General features: G+C 62.4%; 17 protein-coding genes. 14 read left to right on the top strand and 3 right to left on the bottom strand.

Going from position 1 to position 18,762, the window contains the following annotated elements; translation table 11 throughout:
* Positions 1–65: 65 nt before the first annotated feature.
* The 13 genes from nuoD to NITMOv2_RS00635 all read left to right on the top strand — a co-directional run bounded on the left by nuoD (position 66) and on the right by NITMOv2_RS00635 (position 16,885).
* Complete coding sequence (gene nuoD / locus NITMOv2_RS00695; RefSeq protein WP_053381936.1) at positions 66–1,208, top strand: NADH dehydrogenase (quinone) subunit D; 1,143 nt, start codon at positions 66–68, stop codon at positions 1,206–1,208.
* Between the two features lie 100 nt (positions 1,209–1,308).
* Positions 1,309–4,014, top strand: a complete 2,706-nt coding sequence (locus NITMOv2_RS00690; protein ID WP_053378069.1) for a molybdopterin-dependent oxidoreductase — start codon at positions 1,309–1,311, stop codon at positions 4,012–4,014.
* A 29-nt stretch (positions 4,015–4,043) separates the two neighbouring features.
* Positions 4,044–4,631 (top strand): NADH-quinone oxidoreductase subunit NuoI, encoded by a 588-nt coding sequence (gene nuoI, locus NITMOv2_RS00685; protein WP_053378068.1) that lies wholly within the window; start codon positions 4,044–4,046, stop codon positions 4,629–4,631.
* Positions 4,632–4,640: 9 nt separating this feature from the next.
* A complete protein-coding gene (locus tag NITMOv2_RS00680) occupies positions 4,641–5,165 on the top strand; it encodes an NADH-quinone oxidoreductase subunit J family protein (RefSeq protein WP_053378067.1) in 525 nt (174 codons plus the stop codon).
* Positions 5,166–5,242: 77 nt separating this feature from the next.
* On the top strand, positions 5,243–5,545 hold the full coding sequence (gene nuoK / locus NITMOv2_RS00675) for an NADH-quinone oxidoreductase subunit NuoK (RefSeq protein ID WP_053378066.1): 303 nt from the start codon (positions 5,243–5,245) through the stop codon (positions 5,543–5,545).
* A 1-nt stretch (position 5,546) separates the two neighbouring features.
* Positions 5,547–7,520: an NADH-quinone oxidoreductase subunit L gene (nuoL, locus tag NITMOv2_RS00670; protein WP_202967296.1), complete on the top strand. Its 1,974-nt coding sequence runs from the start codon at positions 5,547–5,549 to the stop codon at positions 7,518–7,520.
* A gap of 18 nt (positions 7,521–7,538) precedes the next feature.
* Positions 7,539–9,143, top strand: a complete 1,605-nt coding sequence (locus NITMOv2_RS00665) for a complex I subunit 4 family protein (RefSeq protein WP_053378065.1) — start codon at positions 7,539–7,541, stop codon at positions 9,141–9,143.
* Positions 9,144–9,147: 4 nt separating this feature from the next.
* On the top strand, positions 9,148–10,821 hold the full coding sequence (locus NITMOv2_RS00660; RefSeq protein WP_053378064.1) for a complex I subunit 4 family protein: 1,674 nt from the start codon (positions 9,148–9,150) through the stop codon (positions 10,819–10,821).
* Positions 10,818–12,311: an NADH-quinone oxidoreductase subunit N gene (locus tag NITMOv2_RS00655; protein ID WP_053378063.1), complete on the top strand. Its 1,494-nt coding sequence runs from the start codon at positions 10,818–10,820 to the stop codon at positions 12,309–12,311. The genes NITMOv2_RS00660 and NITMOv2_RS00655 overlap by 4 nt, the downstream gene beginning before the upstream one ends.
* A gap of 96 nt (positions 12,312–12,407) precedes the next feature.
* Positions 12,408–13,895 carry a sensor histidine kinase gene (locus tag NITMOv2_RS23715; protein WP_053378062.1) on the top strand — a complete coding sequence of 496 codons (1,488 nt, stop codon included), beginning with the start codon at positions 12,408–12,410 and terminating at the stop codon, positions 13,893–13,895.
* The gene (locus NITMOv2_RS00645) at positions 13,892–14,347 is read left to right on the top strand and encodes a response regulator (protein ID WP_053378061.1); all 456 of its coding nucleotides are present in this window, start codon (positions 13,892–13,894) and stop codon (positions 14,345–14,347) included. Before NITMOv2_RS23715 ends, NITMOv2_RS00645 begins: the two co-directional genes overlap by 4 nt.
* An 18-nt stretch (positions 14,348–14,365) precedes the next feature.
* Positions 14,366–16,000, top strand: a complete 1,635-nt coding sequence (locus NITMOv2_RS00640) for a response regulator (protein ID WP_053378060.1) — start codon at positions 14,366–14,368, stop codon at positions 15,998–16,000.
* A gap of 39 nt (positions 16,001–16,039) precedes the next feature.
* Complete coding sequence (locus tag NITMOv2_RS00635; protein WP_053378059.1) at positions 16,040–16,885, top strand: phosphodiester glycosidase family protein; 846 nt, start codon at positions 16,040–16,042, stop codon at positions 16,883–16,885.
* Positions 16,886–16,976: 91 nt separating this feature from the next.
* Here NITMOv2_RS00635 and NITMOv2_RS00630 read toward each other — a convergent pair whose 3' ends face one another.
* A complete protein-coding gene (locus tag NITMOv2_RS00630) occupies positions 16,977–17,405 on the bottom strand; it encodes a rhodanese-like domain-containing protein (RefSeq protein WP_053378058.1) in 429 nt (142 codons plus the stop codon).
* A gap of 63 nt (positions 17,406–17,468) precedes the next feature.
* Between NITMOv2_RS00630 and NITMOv2_RS00625 the strand changes: the two genes are divergently transcribed.
* The gene (locus NITMOv2_RS00625; protein WP_053378057.1) at positions 17,469–17,780 is read left to right on the top strand and encodes a hypothetical protein; all 312 of its coding nucleotides are present in this window, start codon (positions 17,469–17,471) and stop codon (positions 17,778–17,780) included.
* A 27-nt stretch (positions 17,781–17,807) separates the two neighbouring features.
* Here the strand turns inward: NITMOv2_RS00625 and pyrE are convergent, their stop codons facing one another.
* Entirely contained in the window at positions 17,808–18,380 is a 573-nt protein-coding gene (pyrE, locus tag NITMOv2_RS00620) for an orotate phosphoribosyltransferase (protein WP_053378056.1), read from the bottom strand.
* A gap of 164 nt (positions 18,381–18,544) precedes the next feature.
* Positions 18,545–18,760 (bottom strand): hypothetical protein, encoded by a 216-nt coding sequence (locus NITMOv2_RS23195; protein ID WP_145976120.1) that lies wholly within the window; start codon positions 18,758–18,760, stop codon positions 18,545–18,547.
* Positions 18,761–18,762 lie beyond the last annotated feature (2 nt).

Below are 18,762 nucleotides of genomic sequence, written 5' to 3'. Positions count from 1 at the left end.
TCGATCCGGAGCACCCGGAAAGCGAGACGCTCCCGACGCTGCGGACGGAAGAACTGCTGCTCAACATGGGGCCGCAGCATCCCAGCACGCACGGGGTGCTCAAGGTGATTCTCGAATTGGAAGGCGAGCGGCTGGTGAAGTCCACACCGGTGATGGGATTTTTGCATCGCGGGGTCGAGAAGTTGGCGGAAGAAGGCACCTACCACCAGTTCATCCCGCATACCGATCGGCTCGACTATGTCTGCGCGATGTACAACAACTTCGCCTACTGCCGCGCCGTCGAAAAGCTGATGAACCTGCAAGTCCCGGAACGGGCGGAGTATCTCCGGACGATCGTGGCGGAAGTGCAACGCATCATCGGCCATCAGTTCTGGTTGGGCACGCAGGCGCTCGACATCGGCGCCATGACGGTCTTCTTCTACTGCTTCCGCGATCGCGAGATTCTGCTCGACTGGTTCGACGAATTGTGCGGGGCGCGGCTCACGACGAGCTGGTACCGGATCGGCGGGGTCGAGCGCGATCTGACGCCGTCGTTGATTCAGAAGCTCAAGCAGTTTCTCGATTACTTCCCCCCGAAGATCGACGAGTACATCGTCTTCTTGGAAAAAAACCGGATCTGGTTGGCGCGCACCAAAGGGGTCGCCGTCATCTCGGCGGAAGACGCGGTGAACTTCGGTCTGAGCGGACCGACCTTGCGCGGGTCCGGCGTGGATTACGATCTGCGGAAGTACGAGCCCTACGCCGCCTATCCCAAATGCGAGTTCAGCGTGCCGGTCGGCAAGAACGGCGACACCTACGATCGGTACTGGATCCGCGTGATGGAACTGTACGAGAGCGTGAAGATCATCCGGCAATGTCTGGAACAGATGCAGGAGGGGCCGATCATGGCCGACGTGCCGAGCGTGACGCTGCCTCCGAAGGAGCGGGTTTTCACGAATCTGGAGGCCATGATCCAGCAGTTCAAACTGTTCTCGCAGGGGTTCAACGCGCCCCCGGGCGAAATCTATTGCGGGACGGAAGCCCACAAGGGCGAGCTGGGCTTCTACATCGTCAGCACGGGCGGGGGGAAACCCTACCGGCTCAAAATCCGCGCCCCGTCGTTCATTCACATGGGCGCGTTCGATTTCATGTCGCGGGGTTACATGATCGCGGACGCGATCACCCTCTTCGGAACCTACGACATCGTGATGGGGGAATGCGACCGGTGAGAATTTGTGATGGGGTGATTGAGTGATGTGATGAAGTGAACGGACGGATTTCCCCACTTCGCCAAATCACCACATCGCTCAATCGTACTTGAGGCAATCAATGGGACTGAAACCAGCGACCAATCCGGACGTCGAAGCCGCGACGATCGAGCTCAGCATCGACGGCAAGACCGTGACCGCGAAGGACGGGGTCTCGCTGTACGACGTCATTTCGAGCACGGGCAAGATCGTTCCGGCCATGTGCTACCACTACACCTTCGACCCTTTCGGCTCCTGCGGCATGTGCTTGGTCATGCAGGAAGGCAAGAAGGCCCCGGTCCGCTCCTGCACCGCCAAGGCCACGGCCGGCATGGTGATCCGGACCGAGGGAGACGATCTGTTCCAGGCCCGCAAGAAGGCCGTCGAAAAGCACCTCTCGGTGCACCCGCTCGACTGTCCCGTCTGCGACGCGGACGGCCATTGCGAGCTGCAAGACATGGCCTTCCAGCACGGGGTGACGAATCTCGCGAACGCCAAGCAAAAGTTCATTCCGGAAGACACCCGTAGCCTGGTGCTCGACTTCAACATGAACCGCTGCATCGCCTGCGCCGAGTGCATCAACGTCTGCAAGGACGTGCTGATGATCGACGCGCTACAGTTCATGAAGAAGGGCGGCTTCAACCAGGTGGTCGCCAAGGGCGACCTGCCGTTGTCCTGCGAATTCTGCGGCGACTGTCTCGCCGTCTGCCCGGTCGGGGCGATCACCAACAAATTTTCCAAGTACCTCTACAAGCCCTGGCAGATGAAGAAGACGACGACCACGTGCAATTATTGCGGGGACGGCTGCCAGATGTACCTGGAAACGAAAGACGCGGAAGTCATCCGGGTCACGTCGCCCCTGTCGTGGAAAAACAAGTGGGGCGACCGGTCGGAAACCGCCAAGGGCCACGGCGGGCTCTGCGTGCGCGGCCGGTTCGGCTTCGAGTACCTGGACGCGAAGACCCGCCTGACACAGCCGCTGGTCCGGGAAGGCAACCAGCTCGTCGAGAAACCGTGGCTCGACGTCATGCACCAGGTGGTGGACCGGTTCGCCGAGATCAAGCAGAAGCACGGGGCCGACGCCATCGCCGGGGTCATCACCGCCCGCTGCACCAACGAAGAGCTGTATCTGTTCCAGAAGCTGATGCGCACGGTGTTCGGCACTAATCAGCTCGACAGCAGCGCTCGGTATGGGCATCTCAATTTCGTCTGCGCCTCGAAGCAGGCGGTCGGCCTGGGACGGACGCCCAACGATTGGGAAGACTTCACCAAAGCGAAGGCGGTGCTCCTGATCGGCTCGAACATCACCGAGACGAACCCGTTGACCGCGGTGCGCATCAAGGAAGCCATCCGCGTCTACAAGGCGCAGGTCGTCACGCTGGACTCGGCCGTGACGAACATGGCGAAGCTGGCCTCCCATCCGTTTTTGATCAAGCCCGGCACGGAAGGCCTGGTGATCGACGGCTTGGTGAAGGCGGCGATCGAGCAGGATTTGGTGGATGAAGAAACCGTCGGCAAGCATCCGAAGGCGTTCTCTGCGTTGAAATCGGCCGTGGCGGGACTGTCGCTGGAGCAGCTGGCGATGCAGACGGGCCTGTCGGCGGACGATTTTCGCGAGATCGCCGGCATCTTTGCCGAAGCGCCGCGGTCGATTGTCATCTGCGCCGAAGGGATCGTCCGCCGCCCGCAGGGCTATCAGAACGTGCTGAAGCTTCACGACCTGGCCTGGATCACCGGCAAGCTCGGCAAACCGGGCTGCGGCGTGAACACGCTGACCGAAGAAGCCAACGAGCAGGGCGCCGTCGACATGGGTGCGGCGCCGGAGTTTCTGCCGGGACAGGCCCGATTCGATGATCCGGCCGCGCGCGACCGCTTCGCCAAAGCCTGGGACGGCTCGCTGCCCGCCGCGCAGTCCGGCGCCTCGCTCATGGAGATTCTGAGACGCTGCAAGAGCGGCCAGATCAAGGCCCTCTACGTGATCGGAGAAAATCCGCTCGCCACGCTGCCGGCTTCCGTGGAAGTGCGCGCCGCGTTGGAGCGGCTGGAGTTGCTCGTCGTCCAAGATCCGTTCCTGACGGACACGGCCCGCCACGCACATGTCGTCTTGCCCGCCTGCACCTACGCCGAAAAGGACGGGACCTTTACCAATTTGGAAGGCCGCGTGCTGCGTGTCCGCCAGGCGATGGAACCGGTCGGCGAAAGCCTGCCGGACTGGCACATCATGACGGCGCTCGCCAGCGGCCTCGGCGCCCAGTGGGACTATCAATCGCCGAACGACATCCAGGCCGAGATCATGAAGTTGCTGCCGGGGTACTACAACCTCGGCCAGCCGCGCAAAGTCGTTCCTCAGCCGGATCACTATCTCGCCAATGGATACAGCGCCGAGGTGGCGACGCGCTACCGGCCGGCGCCCGCATCGGCCGACTCGAAGCGGCCCTTCGCTCTGATGATGGGGCAAGTGCTGGTCCATTCCGGCAAGCTGTCGACCGAAGCGCCGGGGTTGATCAAGATCGCGCCGAATACGGGCAAACTGCGGATGAACATGCAGGACATGGAGCGGCTCGGCCTCAACGAAGGCGTGAAGGTGCGCCTGACGTCGGAGCGGGGATCGCTGCAGCTCGGCGTCCAGCCGGATCTCTCGGTGGCGCCCGGGACCTGCTTCTTCCCCGAGCACTTCAACGAGCCGCCGGTAAAAGATTTGATGACCGTGTCGGTCGATCCCGCGACCGGCGTGCCGGCGTTCAAACTGACGTGGGTCGGCATTGAACCGGCCTCGCGGGATGTGTAGACTCCCGCGGCGGTGAGCAGGAGAGAACGATGAGCGTCGGAACATTGACCAAGAAGATCCTCCATGCCGCGTTGTTCTACGAGATCTGGGACGCGATGAAGGTCACCTTCCGGCACATGTTTCACCGGCCCATCACGTTTCAGTACCCGCGCGAGCAGCGGGCGATTCCGGATACGCACCGGGGCGCGCTCGGCCTGCTGCGCTATGACGACGGGCGGGAACGGTGCGTCGGCTGCGACCTCTGCGAGGCCGCCTGCCCGTCGCACTGCATCAAGGTGATCAGCCAGGAAGACAAGTCCCGTCCCCTGCAGCGGTACGCCAGCGAGTTCTACATCGATGTGACGAAATGCGTCTTTTGCGGCTACTGTGTCGAGGCCTGCCCGGTCAACGCGCTCGCGATGACCAAAATGTACGAGTATTCCACCCACGACAAGCGGACTCTGCTCTTCGACAAGAAGCGGCTCTACGAGATCGGTGAGCGTCATCTGGATGACGCGAAAAAATATCTGTACGCCCACAACCAGGAGAAGAATGCTGAAGAGAGCCGCGAGTACCGATACTACTTTCCCCAGTCGGTGCTGAAGTCGACACAGCCGCCTCCCAAGCATCTGAGTTGAGCCGCCGACATGGTCGTTGTGTTCTTCGCTTATTTTGCCCTGGTCAGCATCGCCGCCGGCGTGCTGACCGTCGCGCTGAAAAATCCCGTCCATTGCGGCCTGGCGCTGCTCGCTCTGCTGTTGCACGTCTCGGGGCTCTTCGTCCTCCTGAACGCGGAGTTCCTCTGGGCCGTCCAGGTCATCGTCTATGCCGGCGCCATCCTGGTGCTGTACCTCTTCGTGCTGATGCTGCTGAACCTCAAGACCGACGAACGGTACTTTCACTCCTCCTTCATGTACTTCCTGGCTCCGGCGGTCCTGGGGTCGCTCTATGTGCTGGCCCTTCTCCTGCGCTCGCCGTTCGGGGGCGCGAAAGGGGACGCCCCCACCGCCGCCGTGCTCGAGGAGGGGGCCACGGCCGCGGTCGGGATCAAAATGTTCAGCGACTATTTGCTTCAATTCGAGATCGTCGGCGTCTTTCTGCTGGGCGCGATCATCGGCGCCATCGTGCTGGCGAAGACGCCGAAGCCGATCGATGAAAGAAGTGACGGGTGACGAGTGATGAGTGACGAGTTCAAGAAGAAACCGGTTTCAAAGCCATCACCCATCACGCATCACGCATCACGAGGGCTATGATTCCGCTCAACGCCTACGTCGCGGTCAGCGCTGTGCTCTTCCTCACCGGACTCCTCGGGGTGTTGATCCGGCGCAACTTCATCATCGTGCTGATGGCGGTGGAGATCATGTTGAACGCCGCCAATATCAACCTCGTCGCCTTTTCGCACTATCTCGAATCCATGGCCGGCCAGTTGGTCGCCCTGTTCGTGATCGCCATCGCGGCCGGTGAGGCGGCGGTCGGACTGGCGATCATCATCGTCGTCTTCCGCGGAAAAATTTCCACGAACGTCGACGAAATGAATTTACTCAAGTGGTAACGTGACCGACTTAACCGATCTGCTCATCAAACTCATTCCGGTGTTCCCGCTCCTCGCCGTGATCGCCAACGGCCTTTTCGGGAGCCGCTATTCCCACGAGGTCGCGCACCGGCTGGCCTGGGGGTCGGTCGGGTTGTCGTTCCTCTGCACGATCGGCGTGTTCAGCGACGTGCTGCGCACCGGCACGGCCCGTGAAGTGATCGCGTACCAATGGATCTTCGGCGGCGACCTCACGATCAATCTGGCCTTTCTGGTCGATCCGCTGACCTGCGCCATGCTGCTGGTCGTGACCGGCGTGGGGTTTCTGATTCACGTCTATTCCGTCGGCTACATGCACGGCGAATCCGGATTCACGCGCTTCTTCACCTATATGAACCTGTTCATGGTCTCCATGTTGCTCCTCGTGATGGGGAACAACTATGTGGTCCTGTTCATCGGATGGGAAGGCGTGGGCCTCTGCTCCTATCTCTTGATCGGCTATTACTACGACAAGGTCTCGGCGGCGAAAGCGGCGACCAAGGCCTTCGTCGTCAACCGCATCGGAGACGCCGGCTTCCTGCTCGCCATCTTCCTCGTCTTCGTCAACTTCAAGACGCTCGACTATACGAAGGTCTTCGCGCAGGTCGGCCAGCTGTCCCCGGAGATGGCGACGGCCATCGCCCTGTGCCTGCTCGTCGGCGCGGTGGGGAAGTCCGCCCAACTCCCCCTGTACACCTGGCTGCCCGACGCCATGGAAGGCCCGACTCCGGTCAGCGCGCTCATCCATGCCGCCACGATGGTGACGGCCGGCGTCTATATGATCGTCCGCAACCACGTCATCTTCGATCTGTCGCCGACGGCGATGACCGTCGTCGCGCTCATCGGCGGCTGCACAGCCTTGTTCGCCGCCACGATCGGCCTCGTGCAGACGGATATCAAACGGGTGCTGGCCTATTCCACCGTCAGCCAATTGGGCTACATGTTTCTGGGTGCCGGCATCGGCGCCTACACGGCGGCGATCTTCCATCTCATGACCCATGCCTTCTTCAAGGCGCTCCTGTTCCTCTCGGCCGGCTCGGTCATCCATGCCCTTTCCGGCGAGCAGGACATCCGCAAGATGGGCGGCTTGGCCTCGAAGATTCCCTGGACCCATCGCTTGTTCCTGATCGGCACGATCGCCATCGCCGGTATTCCGCCCTTGGCCGGCTTTTGGAGCAAAGACGAGATCATGGCCCATGCCTTCACGCACCACCAGTATCTCCTCTACGGCATGGCGGCGGTCGGCGCGCTGCTCACGTCCTTTTATATGTTCCGCCTGACGTACCTGACGTTCTATGGGCCCTCCCGCATGGATCACCATACCGAGGAACATGTCCACGAATCGCCGATGGTGATGGTCGGACCGTTGATGGCCTTGGGGCTGCTGTCGCTCCTCGGCGGCGCGCTGGGATTTCCCCCCGAGCACGGATGGCTGCACGGTTTTCTAGCCCCTGTCGTGGGAGCGGGCGGCGAGCATGAGGCCGGCGCGGGACTCGTCCTGACGCTCATGATGGCCGCCACCGGCATCGCGTTCCTGGGCTGGGGGCTTGCGCATTACCTCTATCGCATCAGTCCCGGCACGGCCGATCGGTGGGCGGAGAAATTCTCCGGCGTCTACCGGACGTTGCTGAACAAGTACTATGTCGACGAGCTGTTTGATTTCCTGTTCGTCGAGCCGACCAAGCGGTTGGGCGAAGCGCTCGACTGGTTCGACCGGACGGTCGTGGACGGAATCGTGCGGGGCGTGGGCCGTCTGGCCGACTGGGGCTCGGCCGGTTCCACGTGGGTCGAGAAGCACGTGATCTATGCCGGCTTGAATATCATCGGCTACGGCAACCATCTTGCGGCCCGCGAAGGCCGGAAATTGCAGAGCGGGATGGTCCACCATTATGCGGCGATGATCGTCGCCGGGCTCTTTCTCTTGGCCCTGGTGGTCCAGATCGTCATTCAACTGTAGGAACAGGCGCGGACGAGTATGCTTGAAGAACTGGCGGCCGGTTTTCCCTTCCTTTCCTGCCTGCTCTTTCTCCCGGTGGTCGGCGCCGCCGTCCTCTGGCTGTTCGACGAAGAAGATATGGTGCGCACCGCGGCGCTCTTCGTGTCGCTGGTGGAGCTCGTCTTTGCCGTCTTCGTGCTGATCCGTTTCGTGCCGGAATCGGCGGCCATCCAATTCGCCGAACGGATCCAGTGGATTCCCGCCCTGGGCATCAGCTACCACCTGGGCGTGGACGGAATCAGCGTGCTTTTCGTCGGCCTGACGGCCTTCCTCACCGTGCTGGTCGTAATCTATTCCTGGGACACGGTCCGCCATCAGGTCAAACTCTATATGATGTGTCTCCTGGCGCTCGAAACGACGACGATGGGCGTCTTCGTGTCGCTGGATTTGATCCTGTTCTTCGTGTTTTGGGAGCTGATGCTGATCCCCAGCTACTTCCTGATCAAGCTCTGGGGCGGAGGCGCGGAGCGCCACTATGCGGCCTTGAAGTATGTCCTCTATACCTTGTTGGGCAGCGTCTTCATGCTGGTCGGCATCGCCCTGCTCAATATCAATTTCCATCAATGGGCGTCCCTCCATCGGACGGACCAGGTCTATTCCTTCGATCTCCTGGAGCTGCTGACGGTGCCCGTGCCGCTCTCGCAACAGATCCTGATCTTCTGGCTCATGTTTTTGGGCTTTGCCTTCAAGGCGCCGGTGTTTCCTTTTCATACCTGGCTGCCGGACGCCCTCCTGGAAGGGCCCATCGGCATGGCCGTCGTGTTGGCCGGCTTGAAGCTCGGCACGTTCGGGTTCATGCGGTTCAGCATTCCGCTCTTGCCCGATGCGGCCAAGAGCGAGACCGTCGTGACCGTGGTCGTCGTTCTGGGCCTCTGCGCGATTCTCTACGGCGCCTGGATGGCTTTGATCCAGCCGGACTTCCGGCGGCTCTTGGCCTATAGCAGCATCAGCCACTTAGGGTTCGTCGTCGTCGGGCTGTTCGCGCTCAATTATCAGGGGCTCCAGGGCAGCCTGCTGACCATGATCAACCTCGGCTTCAGCACGGCGGGGCTCTTCTTCATCGCCGGCTTTCTCTATTCGCGCCAACAGACCACGCAGCTCTCGGCCTTCGGCGGCATGGCCAAACAGGTGCCGCTCTTGGCCACATTTTTCCTGCTGATCGGCTTGGCCTCGATCGGGCTGCCGGGCACGAACGGGTTCGTCGGGGAGTTCCTCATCTTATTGGGCGCGTTCAAGGCCAAGTGGTGGTTCGGCGCGATCGCCGTCCTGGGCGTCATCTTCGGCGCCGCCTATTTTCTCTGGTATTACGAGCGGGCCATGCTGGGACCGGTCGGGAAAGCCGTGAAAGACACGATGCAGGATCTGCAACTGCGGGAGCTCGTCATCGCCCTGTCGCTGTCCATCATGATCATTTGGATCGGCCTCTATCCCGCGCCGTTTTTGCGGATCATGAACGGCTCGGTGCAGGCGTTGGTCGATCGCCTGAATCACGGTACGGTCGCCGCAGACTATACCGATCACTCATCACGGTTCGACAAGCTCACCGTCCCGAGCCGTGTGGAGGGACCCGTCACTCGTCACTGAAACCATGGCCGACTACACACTGCTCTACATTCTCTTCGCACCCTTCGCCGGCGCCCTCGCGCTGATCTTCGTGTCGAACCGGCAGCCGCTGCTGGTCCGCGGCATCGCGGCCGGCTCCGCGTTCATTTCCCTCGTCGCGTCGCTGTACCTCTTTTACGCCTACGATCCGGTGAAAGGCGGCTTCCAGTTCGTCCAGCGCTACGAATGGTCCAAGCAACTGGGCATCTCGCTCTATCTGGGCGTGGACGGCATCGGCACGCCGCTGGTGCTGGCGTCGTCGATTCTCTTGTTCGCCGGCATTTTCGTGTCGTGGCACATCAAGGATCGGACGAAGGAGTTTTATATTTGGCTCTTGATTCTCGCCGCGGCCACGATCGGTGTCTTCATGTCGCTGGACCTCTTCTTCCTGTACTTCTTCTACGAGATGTCGGTCATCCCGATGTACCTGCTGCTCGGCATGTGGGGCAGCCACACGAAAAAGTATCTCGAAATGACCGATCCGGAAGGGCTCAAGCTCCGGGATTCCGTCGGCTTTATTTTCAACTTCGCGTCGAACAGCAAAGAGTACGCGGCGATGAAGCTCGTCCTCTTTCTCTCGGCCTTCGCCGTCGTCGCCCTGATGGGCATCCTGTTGATCTACAAGTACTCGGGCCTGAACACGTTCGATATTCTGGTCCTCCGCGAGCAGGCCAAGCTGATGAACATTCCGGTCCTCGGCACGACCCTGGACAAGATCATCTGGGTGCTGATTTTCTTCGGGTTCGCCTCGATCGCGCCCCTCTGGCCCCTGCACTCCTGGTCTCCCGTCGGCCATGCGGCCGCGCCCGCCGCCACCAGCATGCTGCACGCGGGCGTCCTGATGAAGCTGGGGCATTTTTCCATCATCCGGGTGGCCTTTGAAATTTTGCCGGAGACCACCAGAGAATTGATGCCGATCGCCGCCGTGCTTTGCATCTTCAGCATCGTCTACGGCGGGTTCGTCGCGTTCTACGCGAAGGACACGAAATACGTCATCGGCTATTCCAGCTCGAGCCATATGGGCTACGTCTTCCTCGGCATGGCGGCCCTCGACTACATCAGCCTGAGCGGGGCGGTCATCTACATGTTCGCGCATGCGATGGCCACGGGGATGCTCTTCGCCATGGCCGGCTGGGTCTACGACCAGACGCACACGCGCGACATTCCCTCGCTGGGCGGGCTCTCCAACAAGATGCCGTTCATCGCCGCCTGCTTCATCGTGGCCTGCATGGCCTCGATCGGCATGCCGGGCACCGTCAATTTCATCGCGGAAATCATGATCATCGTGGGCAGCTGGAACAAGTACCCCTTCCAGGTCATCATCGCCGTCCTCGGCATCGTGCTCACGATGGCCTATCTGTTCAAGATGATGCGCGGCCTCTTTTATGGCCCGATGGACCAACAATACAGCCATTCCCACGACGCCGTGGCCGCCGTCGATCGCCTCCCGCTGCTGGTCATGATCGCGGTCAGCATCGGCTTCGGCATTTTCCCGATGCACTTGTATAACGTCGTCCGCTCGGGCGTGGATCCGCTGGTGGCCAAGATCACGCAGGTGGTGCCGGTGGCCTCTCAGGAACGTGACACGTTAAGCGTGAAGCGTGAAGCGCAGGCGGACGCGTCACGCGTCACGCATCACGCGTCACGGAGCAATCCATGACCTTCGACTTGACCATTTCGCCCGGCGATCTCCTCTTGCTTGCGCCGGAGATTCTGCTGACCTGCTGGCTCTGCGTCGTCCTCATCGTGGACTTCGCCTTTCCGCGCCTGCCGAAGGAGCAGCTCGCATACTTGAGCGTGGTGGGGCTCGTCCTGACCTTGGGGGTCCTCGCCTGGCTGGACGTCAACCAGATCTCGGGCGCGCTGTTCGGCAACATGTTCGTGCTCGACCGCATGGCGCTCTTTTTCAAGATGTTCATCGTCGGCGCGACCATTCTGGTGGTGTTGGCGTCGATGGAATACGTCCACCGCTTCAGCTTTTTCCGGGGCGAGTACTACTTCCTCGTCGTCATGTCGGCGCTCGGCATGATGTTCATGGCCTCGGCCAACGACCTCCTGTCCATGTTCGTCACGCTGGAGTTTTCGACCTTCGGCTTCTATATCCTGGTGGCCTACCTCCGAGAAGATCTCGCCTCGAACGAAGCCGGGCTCAAATTCTTCATCCTGGGCGTCTTTGCCGCGGGGCTGTTGGCCTACGGGATCAGCCTGGTCTACGGCGAAACCGGCAAGCTGGTCTTTTCCGACATGGGGGCGGTGCCCGCCACGCCGGGGCTGATGATCGGCTTCCTGCTCATCTTCGCCGCCCTCGGCTTCAAGATCGGCGCGGTGCCGTTCCACTCCTGGATCCCCGATACCTATCACGGCTCACCGACGCCGGTGACGGCCTTCCTGTCGATCGCGCCCAAAGGCGCCGCATTCGCCATTTTGCTCCGGATCTTCTTCGTCGCCCTGGCGGCGTTCAAACCGATGTGGGTATTCCTGCTGGTGGGCGCCTCGATCCTGTCCATGACCTACGGCAACATCGTGGCCATCGCGCAGCGGAATATCAAACGCCTCCTGGCCTACTCCGGCATCGCGCAGATCGGCAACGTCCTCATCGGGCTCGCCGCCGGCACCAAAATGAGCACGGACGCGATCCTGTTTTACCTGCTGACCTATCTGTTCGCGAACATCGGCGCCTTTGCCGTGGTCATCGCCGTCAGCCAAGCCATCGGCAGTGATGAGATCGACGACTATCGCGGGTTGAACCGCCGCTCGCCGTTTCTGGCGTTCGCCATGCTGCTCTTTCTGCTGTCGCTGGCCGGCGTGCCCCCGCTGGCCGGCTTCATCGGCAAGCTCTATATTTTCGTCTCGGCGATCAAGGAGGGGCTGTACACGCTCATCACGGTGGGCCTCATCAACATCGTGATCTCGATGTACTACTACCTGATCGTCGTCAAGAAGATGTACATCAACGAGCCGATCGATCCGTCGCCGGTGTCGATTTCCGGACCCATGAAGGCCGTCGTCTATGTCGGCCTGGCGGGCACGCTGCTGATCGGCATCTACCCGCAACCCTTCATCGATTGGGTCGTGTCCGCCACGCTGATGTTTTCGCAGTTCGCGGCGCCCGCCGTCGCCGCGCCGCCGATCCCGCCGGTCGGCGGATAGTTTTCTGCTTTCGCCTCTACGAAGTTCTGCTAGAATGACGCGTCGGACAAGCGGGGACCGCTTGTCGCATCGCCGCCCCGCGGTCCGTCCCATCCCATGGAATCGGCCACCCACGATCGGTCTTCAGACACCCTCGCGCCGGCGCAGGCGCCCCCTGCGGCAGGTCCTGCGGGGCGCGCAGGCCGCCTCTGGAGACAGGCGGTCGTCTGGTTCCGCTCCCTGACGATCGAGCGGCGGATCCTGGCCGGCTTCAGCCTGGTCTTCACCGGAATCCTGGTCATCAGCGCGGTGTCCTACCGCAACACCACCGTCCTGCTTTCCAACAGCGCGCAGGACCAGCGGAGCCACGAGTTGGTGCAGCTCCTCGGCACGATCGACGGCGCGATGGACGAGGCGGAACAGAGCCACCGCCGCTACCTCGTGACGGGGGAAGCCGCCTATCTGCGCGCCTACCGATCCATGGTGGAGGAGAAGCCGACGTTCGTCCGGTACCTTCAGGATTTGACGAAGGACTCGCCGGAGCAGCAGGAGCGCGTCGCCAGGCTGGAGCGGCTCATGCAGCAACAGGTCAACGCCGAAGCCGGCGCGATCGCCCAGCGCGACGGGGGCGGCTTCGAGGCGGTGCGGAAGCTGGCGCTGGAAGGCGCCGCGAAGCGCGAGCTGGCCGCCATTCACCGCATCATCGCCGACATGGAAGCGCACGAGCGGGAGGCCCTCCGCCGACGGGTGGTGCAATCCGCGGCCTGGACACGCAGTACCATCGGGCTCCTCGGCATCGGAGCTCTGCTGCAGCTCGTGCTCCTGGCGGCCGTCTACTATCTGATCCGGCACGACATCACCGAGCGGCGCCGCGTCGCCGCGGAGCTCCAACGGCGCGGCGAGTTGCTCGAAGCGGCGAACAAGGAGCTGGAAGCCTTCAGCTATTCGGTGTCGCACGACCTGCGCGCGCCGCTGCGGCACATCGACGGGTATGCGTCGCTGCTGCGCAAGGCCGTCGGCGAGTCGCTGAACGAGAAGGCCGCCCGCTATCTGCAGACGATTTCGGATTCGGCGAAACAGATGGGGCAGCTGATCGACGATCTGCTGGTCTTCTCCCGCATGGGCCGGCAGGAGATGCTGCACACGACGGTGAACTTGGATCAGCTCGTCAAGACGATCCTTTACGATTTGCGTCTTGACTTGCAAGGGCGCGAGATATCCTGGAGAATTGAGACGCTTCCGGAAGTGCCGGGCGATCCGGCCATGCTGCGCCAGGTGTTCATGAACCTCATCACGAACGCGCTGAAGTTCACGGGCACGCGGGCGCTCGCCAGGATCGACGTCGGCGTCGCTCGCCGGACGCCGTCGGAAGTGGTCCTGTATGTGCGCGATAACGGAGTGGGGTTCGATATGCAATACGCCGCGAAACTGTTCGGGGTCTTTCAGCGACTGCACCGCGCGGATGAATTCGAAGGGACGGGCATCGGGCTCGCCAACGTCCGGCGCATCGTGCACCGGCACGGCGGGCGGACCTGGGCCGAGGGAGCTCCGGACAAGGGCGCGACCTTCTACGTGGCGCTCCCCACGAGGAGGCCGCAGTCATGACCGCCGTCAAGCCGATCCTGCTGGCCGAAGACAACCCGCGCGACGCCGAGCTGGCGCTGGCGGCCATGGAAGAGCAGCACATTTCCGACAAGGTCGTCCTGTGCCACGACGGCGCGGAGGTGCTGGACTATCTCTATTGCCGCGGGCAATTCAAGTCCCGCCTCAAAGGCAACCCGGCCGTCGTGTTTCTCGACCTCAAGATGCCGAAAGTCAACGGACTGGAGGTCTTGCGCACGATCAAGGCCGATAGTAATCTGCGTCCGATTCCCGTCGTCATGCTCACGTCGTCGCGGGAAGAACGAGACCTGGCCGAAAGTTACGCCTTGGGCGCCAACGCCTATGTGGTCAAGCCGGTCGAGTTCCATCAATTTTTGTCCGCCGTGAAAGAACTGGGCACGTTCTGGGGCATGATCAACGAGCCGCCTCCGGAAGGATCCTGCTCGAGTCGCTAACCCGCCGATCGAGGTTCCGTGGCTGCACCGCTCAGAATCCTGCAGCTTGAGGACAATCCCGTCGATGCCGAGCTGATCGCCGCGACGTTGGCGGAGGGCGGCATCGCCTGCGAGGCCGTGCGCGTCGAGGGGCGGGAGGCGTTCGTCGCCGCGCTGAAAGCCGGCGGCATCGACATGATCCTGGCGGACTATTCCCTCCCGGGCTTCGACGGCATCACGGCGCTGGCCTTGGCCCGCAAGATATGCCCGGAGATTCCGTTCATCTTCGTGTCGGCCACGCTCGGAGAAGAGCTGGCGATCGACGCCATGCATCGCGGGGCGACCGACTACATTCTCAAGCAGCGGCTCGGGCGGCTCGTGCCGTCGGTGCAACGGGCCCTGCGGGAGCTCCACGACCGCGCGGAGCGGATGCGCGTCGAAGAGGCCCTGCGGCAAAGCGAGAAGCAGCTCCGGCAAGCGCAAAAAATGGAAGCCGTCGGCCGCCTCGCGGGCGGTCTGGCTCATGACTTCAACAACCTGTTGACGGTCATCATGGGGCACAGCCAAGTGCTCTTGAGCGAGATGGGATCGGCCCATCCGCTGCGAAGCAAGATCGAGGAGATGCAAAAGGCCGGCGACCGGGCCGCCACGCTGATCCGGCAATTGTTGACGTTCAGCCGCAAGCAGCCGTCCGAACCGAAAGTCCTCGGCCTCAACCCCATCATTGCCAACTTTGAATCGATGCTCAGGCGGTTGATCGGCGAGGACATCGAATGCCGCTTCAAGCTCAGCCCGGAAAATCTGCGCGTGAAAGCGGACCCGGCCCAGCTGGAACAGGTGCTCATGAACCTGGTGGTCAATGCCCGCGACGCCATGCCGAACGGCGGCACACTGATCATCGAAACCGCCTCGGCGAACCTCGGCCGCACCCCCGTGTACCACGTGAGCCCTCTGCCGCCCGGCCCCTACGTCCGGCTCTCGGTGAGCGACACGGGCCACGGCATGCTGCCCGACGTGCAGGCTCACATTTTCGAGCCCTTCTTCACGACGAAAGCCGAAGGCAAGGGGACGGGGCTCGGACTGTCCACGGTCTTCGGCATCGTCACCCAGGCGGGCGGCGGGTTGGACGTGATCAGCACCGTGGGCAAGGGGACGCGCTTCGACGTCTATCTGCCCAGCGTCACCGCCGAAGCCGAAACCGCGGCGTCCCTCGCCGCGCCGCGCACGTCCGTCAGAGGCCATGAAACGATCTTGGTCGCCGAAGACGATGCGAGCGTCCGGGAGCTGGTTCGCGACGAGCTGCGGAAGCTCGGCTATGAAGTGCTGGAGGCCAAAGATGGGCTGGAAGCCTGCATGGTCGCGACGCAGCATATGGGGTCGCTGCAGCTGCTGCTGACCGACGTGGTGATGCCGGGGATGAGCGGCAAGGAGCTGGCGCAGCACCTCCGCGTGATCAAGCCGGAGCTGAAATTGCTGTTTGTCTCCGGGTACACGGACGACGTGGGTCTCGGGGCAGGGGATCAGGCCAGCACCTATCTGCAAAAGCCCTTCACGCCGGAAGTCGTGGCCAAGGCGGTCCGCGAGCTGCTCGATGCGCAACCGGCCGGCGCCAACGGATCGCACCGCCCATCCAACCAGAGGTCCCGCCCGGCCTCGCATGCCGATCGACGGTGAGGAGTGGGCCGTTCCCGCGAACCTGAATCGCACGACCCCATGCGCCCATCAGCCCGCATACAGCCGGCCGTACTCCTCACACTCCGCTGTCTGCTAGGCATCGCCTGCCTGTGTCCGAAGATCGCGACGGCTCACGACCTTCAGTGGGAGCGGCTGGCCGAAGGACTCGCCGTCTCCGTCTGGAAACCGGGGGCGATCTGCGCGGAGGTTCCCCCTACGTTGGTGGCGGACATCGATCCGGCGCGCTACCGTTTCTCCGTCCACTTCTACGGGCAGGAAGGGCTGGACCAACCGCCGACGATCGAGGAATGGCAGAAGCGGACGGGCCACCATCTGCTGTTCAATGCGGGGCTCTTTCGCGAAAACTTTTCGTACCTCGGCCTGCTGTACAAAGACGGTCGTCCCTTGAGCGGTCGGCGCCATACCACCTGGCAGGGACTGTTCGTCGCTGAACCGACGACTCGGGACGGCCGACATGCGGGGGTGCTCGATCTCTCGGTGGATGCGTTCGATGAACACCGGCCCGCCTACAAAGAAGCGGCGCAAGCCCTCATGCTGCTGGACCGAGACGGACACGTCCGCGTCCGGCAGACAGGAAAGCGGGCGTTTCAGACGGTGGTCGCAGAAACCGCCGGCGGGCACATTCTGGTCTTCAAGAGCCTGGACCCGGTCACGCTCTACGATCTCGGGGCCTGTATGAAGGACGGGCTTCCCTTCATCCGTCAAGTCATGGCCATGGACGGCGGTTCCTCGTCGGACTTACTGATCCCTGAATCCCTGTGGAAAGGACGCGGGCAGGGCCCCTCGGCATGGAAATCCCTCTTCGCCGGCACGACGGCGATTCACATCCCGCTACCCGCGGTCATCGGCATCAGCCCACGATAGAAACGCTGAAACGGCTCTCCGGCCGAAGACGCCGGACGCTCACCATCTCGCGCCCGTCCGGACGAACCGTTTAAGCGTTTCCACTGGTAACTTATGAACGGCGGGGACGTTCGACGGGATAGCCCGCTTCCATCCAGGCGTTCATGCTGCCCTGCACGTTATACACGTGGCGATAGCCCAAGTCCGCGAGCGTCTCGGCGGCGATGTTGCTGCGGTGTCCGGATTGGCAATAGACCACAATATGGTCGTTCGGTTGTGCGCCGATTTCCCGGTGGCGTGTCTTGATTTCTCTGAAGTCGATATTCAAATCCGTGCCGGGAATGACGCCGGTGACATGTTCCTCCGGCGAGCGCACGTCGACCAGGACGAAACCCTTCTTGTCGGGAGACAGGGCTTTCGCTAACCCGGCTTGCAACTGCTGGACAGTCAACAGGTAGGAATGGTACGACCAGGCGCCGCCGCCCCACAGCAGGCTGCCGGTCACCAGACATCCGGCGAGAAGAACTTTGAGCGTGTTCATAGAGCCTCCTTCGTCCGACGTATGGTTGGCATCACACATGCTTGAAACCATGATAGGAACCGTATGAAAGCCTGGTCAAGATCTCTCTTGGCGATTGCGGCGGCCCTGCTGGCCGGCTGCGCCGACGGGGCGAAGCTGGTGCAGGAGCATGACCGTGGCGGCGTCGTGGTTTATCCCTTCAAGAGGGAACAGGGGGCGCTGCTGTCTTCGTTCCGCAAGGACGCGCTCGGCCTGATGAGAGACAAGTGCGGCGGCGGCTACAGTATCGTCCGCGAGGGAGAAGCGAAGGGCCGCGTGCGGATGGCGAATCCGATCGAGGGAGCGCAGGACATCGTTCAGGAGCGCCGCTGGGGCATTCAGTTTCAGTGTAAGTGATTCCGCATCGCGACCTGCGTTCGACCCTCACACCTTGGCGGGCTGCTGCCGGATCAAGTCGTCGATCGTCAGCAGGCTGAGCAGAGTCAGTCCCTCCGCCTCCACCTTCTTCCGGCCCTCCTGCTCCTTGCGATCCACGATGACCAACGCGTGGCTGACGGTCAATCCGGCGCCCCGCGCGGCCGCCACCGCCTTGAGCAACGACCCGCCGCTCGTGAGCACATCATCCACGATCACGGCGCGCTCGCCCGGACGGAATGCGCCCTCGATCAGTTTGCCAAGCCCGTGATCCTTCGCCTGCTTCCGCACGACGAAGGTCCGCCAGTCGCGCGACGGCTGAGCCGCGAAGGCAAAATCCGAGATCGTCGTGGCGATGGAAATCGCGCCGATCTCCAGCCCGCCCAGGCAATCGAGCTCCACCGGACGCAAGGCGTCATAGGCCAGGCTGGCGACGAGCCGGCGGGCGGCGGGATAGGCCATGAGCGAGCGGCAGTCCACGTAAAACGGGCTCGTGAGGCCCGACGCCAGCTTGAACCCCCGTTCAGGATCCCACCTGAACGACTGGGTTGCATGGAAAGCCTTCGCTAATTGGTCGCGCACGACGCCTCCTCTGTCGAGTGAACGAGCGCGGTATTGTACACAGAGGCCGCCTCCGAGTGAACCGTTCTTTTCCGGCATATTCGTTGACCGAACGAGGCTTCCGGGCTAGGGTCAATGCGTAGATGCGGGCGCGGTGGCGCCGGCGGATTTTTTCAGCATTCCTGTCAGCAGGAGCCCTTCATCGCGGGGGGACACGTGGTGGATGGCCGCCTCGGCGGAGGAGTCCGTTCGATGTCTTCCGGCGGTTGTTCCTGCTGGTCGGGCGTGAGCGCGCGCGGCTCCCGCGACGGGTCGGGATGGACGGCGCAGCCGGCGAACCCAGCGCCCAGCAGAGAGGCGAACGATAGAAGGAGCCACCCCATGCGGAGACACGGCCTCATAC

It is taken from the genome of Nitrospira moscoviensis, from assembly GCF_001273775.1.
GTDB classification, from domain to species: Bacteria; Nitrospirota; Nitrospiria; order Nitrospirales; family Nitrospiraceae; genus Nitrospira_D; species Nitrospira_D moscoviensis.
This window is presented reverse-complemented; position numbering and strand designations above follow the sequence as displayed.

Bases quoted from the DNA above. Each gene is read 5' to 3' on its own strand.
- NITMOv2_RS00630 (WP_053378058.1), bottom strand. From the start codon at position 17,405: ATGAACACGCTCAAAGTTCTTCTCGCCGGATGTCTGGTGACCGGCAGC.
- NITMOv2_RS00625 (WP_053378057.1), top strand. From the start codon at position 17,469: ATGAAAGCCTGGTCAAGATCTCTCTTGGCGATTGCGGCGGCCCTGCTG.
- NITMOv2_RS23195 (WP_145976120.1), bottom strand. From the start codon at position 18,760: ATGAGGCCGTGTCTCCGCATGGGGTGGCTCCTTCTATCGTTCGCCTCT.
- NITMOv2_RS00635 (WP_053378059.1), top strand. From the start codon at position 16,040: ATGCGCCCATCAGCCCGCATACAGCCGGCCGTACTCCTCACACTCCGC.
- NITMOv2_RS00690 (WP_053378069.1), top strand. From the start codon at position 1,309: ATGGGACTGAAACCAGCGACCAATCCGGACGTCGAAGCCGCGACGATC.
- nuoD (WP_053381936.1), top strand. From the start codon at position 66: ATGGGGCCGCAGCATCCCAGCACGCACGGGGTGCTCAAGGTGATTCTC.
- NITMOv2_RS00645 (WP_053378061.1), top strand. From the start codon at position 13,892: ATGACCGCCGTCAAGCCGATCCTGCTGGCCGAAGACAACCCGCGCGAC.
- NITMOv2_RS00655 (WP_053378063.1), top strand. From the start codon at position 10,818: ATGACCTTCGACTTGACCATTTCGCCCGGCGATCTCCTCTTGCTTGCG.
- NITMOv2_RS00665 (WP_053378065.1), top strand. From the start codon at position 7,539: ATGCTTGAAGAACTGGCGGCCGGTTTTCCCTTCCTTTCCTGCCTGCTC.
- nuoK (WP_053378066.1), top strand. From the start codon at position 5,243: ATGATTCCGCTCAACGCCTACGTCGCGGTCAGCGCTGTGCTCTTCCTC.
- NITMOv2_RS23715 (WP_053378062.1), top strand. From the start codon at position 12,408: ATGGAATCGGCCACCCACGATCGGTCTTCAGACACCCTCGCGCCGGCG.
- NITMOv2_RS00680 (WP_053378067.1), top strand. From the start codon at position 4,641: ATGGTCGTTGTGTTCTTCGCTTATTTTGCCCTGGTCAGCATCGCCGCC.
- NITMOv2_RS00660 (WP_053378064.1), top strand. From the start codon at position 9,148: ATGGCCGACTACACACTGCTCTACATTCTCTTCGCACCCTTCGCCGGC.
- nuoI (WP_053378068.1), top strand. From the start codon at position 4,044: ATGAGCGTCGGAACATTGACCAAGAAGATCCTCCATGCCGCGTTGTTC.